Source organism: Duganella sp. HH101, from assembly GCF_001758795.1.
Lineage (GTDB): Bacteria > Pseudomonadota > Gammaproteobacteria > Burkholderiales > Burkholderiaceae_D > Rugamonas > Rugamonas rivuli.
Map to the genome: position 1 here is coordinate 1 of NZ_LRON01000059.1, position 3,415 is coordinate 3,415.

Genomic DNA, 3,415 nt, shown 5'->3' on the forward strand with positions numbered 1-3,415 from the left:
AGCTGAACGCATCGAGCCGCATCCTGCAACTGGCGTCGCTGACGTTCGACGCCAGCACGTTCGAGATCTGGGGCGCGCTGTTGAACGGCGCGCGCCTGATCATCGCAGAACCGGGCATGCTCTCCGTGACGCAGATCGGCGCGGCCCTCGAGGCCCACGCGATCGACACCTTGTGGCTGACGTCCGCGCTGTTCAATCAGATGGTGGCCTACCAGCTGCCAAGCCTGGCCAAGGTGGGCCGCATCCTGGCGGGCGGCGAGGCGCTGTCGCCGCATCATGTCCAGCAGCTGCTGGACTACAGCCCGTCGGTACGGATGATCAACGGCTACGGTCCGACCGAGAGCACCACTTTCACGTGCTGCCATACGGTTCCTGCGGGCTCGGTGGTCGGTTCGTCGATTCCGCTGGGCCGTCCTATCGCCAACACCGAAGTGTATATCCTCGACGCTGCGCTTGAACCGGTGCCGGTGGGCGCGGTGGGCGAGTTGCATATTGCCGGCGGCGGCCTGGCGCGCGGCTACCTGAATCGAGCCGACCTGACGGCGGACAAATTCGTGCCGAATCCGTTCGGCGAGGCAGGATCGCGCATGTACAAATCGGGCGATTTGGCGCGCTATCTGGAGGATGGCAGCATCGAGTATCTCGGCCGTATCGACCATCAGGTCAAGCTGCGCGGCTTCCGCATTGAGCTTGGCGAGATCGAGGCTGTACTGGCGGCCCTGGAGCCGGTGCGCGAAGCGTTGGTGCTGGCCCGGGAAGACGTGGCCGGCGACAAGCGGCTGGTGGCCTATCTGGTGGCGCACGATGGCGAGCAATTGCCTGATGCCGCCGGACTGCGCGCCGCCTTGCTGGCATCGCTGCCGGAATACATGGTGCCTGCCCACTTCGTGGTGCTGGACCAGCTGCCATTGACGCCGAACGGCAAAGTGGACCGCAAGGCCTTGCCAGCGCCGGATATGGCGCGCAGCGAAGAAGGCTACGTGGCGCCGCGCACGGCGGCCGAAGAGGCCATGGCCGATATCTGGGCCGGCGTGCTCAATCTGGACAAAGTGGGCATGCACGACAACTTCTTCACGCTGGGCGGCCACTCGCTGCTGGCGATCACGCTGGTGGAGCGCATGCGCCGCGCCGGCCTGAATGTCGACGTACGGACCTTGTTCGCCACGCCGACCATCGCTGCACTGGCCGGAGCGTCGGGTGGTGAAAACAACGACATCGTGGTGCCGGCCAACGGCATCGTGGCTGGTAGCACGGCGATCACGCCGGAGATGGTAACGCTGGTGAAGCTGGACGAGCAGGAGATCGCGCGCGTGGTCGCGGCGGTTCCGGGCGGCGCCGCCAACATCCAGGATATCTATCCATTGGCGCCGCTGCAGGAAGGCATTCTGTTCCATCACATGATGAGCGAGGAGGGCGACGCCTACCTGCTGCCTAGCCTGATGCAGTTCGACAGCCGCGAGCGGCTTGACGGCTTTGTCGCGGCCTTGAACAAGGTCGTGGCGCGCCATGACATCCTGCGTACGGCCATGCACTGGGAAGGAATGAGCGAAGCCGTGCAGGTGGTTTGGCGCGAGGCGCATCTGGTGGCCGAGCAGGTCAACCTGGACCACGCGGCCGACGTGGCAAAGGAACTGGCGGAGCGCTATCATCCACGCCACTACCGTCTGGACGTGCGCCAGGCGCCGCTGATGCGCGCGTTTGTCGCACAGGACAAGGCCAATGGCCGCTGGCTGCTGCAAATCCTGGCGCACCACCTGGCGATCGATCACAGCACGCTCGACATGCTGATCGCGGAAGTACGCCTGCTGCTGCAAGGCCGCGCCGACGAAATGCCGCCGGCGCTGCCGTTCCGTAATTTCATCGCCCAGGCCCGTCTGGGCGTGAGCCAGGCCGAGCACGAGGCCTACTTCGGCGCGATGCTGGCCGACGTGGATGAACCGACCGCGCCATTCGGTCTGCTCGACGTGCAGGGCGACGGCACGGGTATCGTCGAGTCGCACCGGATGGTCGATGGCGAACTGGCGGTGCGTCTGCGCCAGCAGGCGCGTCAACTTGGCGTGAGCGCTGCGAGCGTCATGCATCTGGCATGGGCGCAGGTGCTGTCCAAGGTCTCTGGCCGCGACGATGTGGTGTTCGGCACGGTGCTGCTGGGCCGTATGGCCGGCGGCGAGGACGCGTCGAGCGTACTGGGGATGTTCATCAACACGCTGCCGGTGCGTTTCAAACTGGGCGAACAAGGCGTGGCGCAAGCGGTGCGCTCCGCGCACAACATGTTGACGCAATTGCTGCGTCACGAGCACGCGTCGCTGGCGCTGGCACAGCGTTGCAGCGGCGTGAAGGCGCCGATGCCGCTGTTCTCGGCCCTGCTCAACTATCGCCATAGCGTGGCGCAGAAGGCGGGCGACGCGGCATGGCAGGGTCTTGGTGTCCTCAGCAGTGAAGAGCGCACCAATTATCCTGTTACGTTCTCGGTTGACGATCTGGGTGAGGATTTCGCGCTGCGGGCGCAAGTCGACGCGACCGTGTCGGCACAGCGCGTATGCGAGTATATGTATTCCGCACTTGAGCAGCTGGTGATGGCGCTGGAAGCCGCGCCGGACAGCGCGGTTGGCTCCATCGACGTGCTGCCGGTATCGGAACGCCATCAACTGCTGGTGGAGTGGAACGACACGACGATGGCCGGCGTGCCGGCTGGGACCATCCACTCGCTGTTCGAGCAGCGTGCTGCTGCATCGCCGGACAGCGTGGCGCTGGAGTATGACAATGTATCGCTGACCTACGGCGAACTGAATGCGCGGGCGAACCGCGTGGCGCACCATCTGCGCACTCTGGGCGTAGGCCCGGATGTGCTGGTGGGCCTGTGCGTGGAGCGTTCGCTGGAGATGGTGATTGGCCTGTTGGCCGTACTGAAAGCCGGTGGCGCCTATGTGCCGCTGGACCCGGCCTATCCGGCAGACCGCCTGGCCTACATGCTGGAGGACGCGGCGCCTGCCGTGCTGCTGACCCAGCAACGCTTGCTGGCCTCACTGCCGGCCAGCGAAGTGCCGGTATTCCTGCTCGACGCCGACGCGGCGTCGCTGGATGGCTGCGACGCCACCAATCCGTCCAGCGAAACGCAGGCCGGCAACCTAGCCTACGTGATCTACACGTCCGGTTCGACGGGACGTCCGAAAGGCGTGACCATCGCGCATGGTTCGGCGTTGAATCTGCTCGATGGCCTGGTCAAGACCGCGTATGCGCAGTTCGGCGACCTGGCCGGCGTGAGGGTGAGCCAGAATGCATCGTTGTCGTTTGACGCATCGGTCCAGCAATGGCTGTTGCTGACGCAAGGCGTGACGCTTTGCCCGATCCCTGATCAGGTGCGCAGCGACGGCGAGCAACTGGCGCAGACAATCAAACAACTGCGTCTGGATGT

Annotated in this window: 1 protein-coding gene; it reads left to right on the forward strand. The window is 65.1% G+C overall.

Annotation, left to right across the window (positions count from 1 at the left end):
- Positions 1-3,415, forward strand: a 3,415-nt coding sequence (locus tag DUGA2_RS32225; protein ID WP_141753459.1) for an AMP-binding protein, incomplete at both ends; no start/stop codon positions are given.